This is a genomic window from Rhodococcus sp. P4_F3_2, assembly GCF_056401335.1.
In genome coordinates this window covers 1-640 of record NZ_JBFUJN010000123.1, presented here as the reverse complement: position 1 = coordinate 640, position 640 = coordinate 1, and the positions used below count along the sequence as shown (strand labels likewise).

At 35.6% G+C, this 640-nt stretch carries 1 protein-coding gene; it reads right to left on the bottom strand.

Annotated features, from left to right (window positions below; all coding sequences use genetic code 11):
- Positions 1–482: major tail protein (locus AC1DWA_RS33050; protein WP_477917653.1), on the bottom strand; the 482-nt coding region annotated here is incomplete at its 3' end.
- Between the last annotated feature and the right edge of the window lie 158 nt (positions 483–640).

Genomic DNA, 640 nt, shown 5'->3' with positions numbered 1-640 from the left:
GAATCACGCTTGATAAAGCTTGCATTCAATGAACCTGATTTAATTTCCACAGATTCGCCTTTTGTTTGATACTCTTCACTTGGTGGTTGGATCTTACCTTTATATAACCAAACATACTTATAACCACCATCTGTTGTCTCAGAGCGCCATCCTAAAGCAATATATGGCTGATTGGCTGAGTCACCTTCTAAAAGGACACCATTAGAATCAATTCTCCACCCGAAAATTTCAGCTGCTACTTCTTTTTCTAATGCATCAATACCTAATTCAAGTTCTAATAACCCTTGTGATGTAACAACTACAGATGGACCATCATCAGAGAAGAAAGGCGTAATAGAACCATTTGGATTTAAGTTACCAGTTACTGCTCCAGCTAAAGATTTAGGTGGAGCATATGTTGTAAGCCCACCTTTAACGTCTTCTAATAACTTTGCATAGAACAAATCTTTCATACCAATAGGCATTTTTTTAGCTTTTTCCATTGTGTAATACCTCCAATTATTGTTTTAAGACATAATAAAAACGCAAACCTTTATGATAGATTTGCGTGTCTGCCTCATATAAATCTGCTGCTCCTTTTTTATTGAACCCAGCAGCTATTAACATTTTCTTTACTTTTTCAGATAGATCAGTGTATACA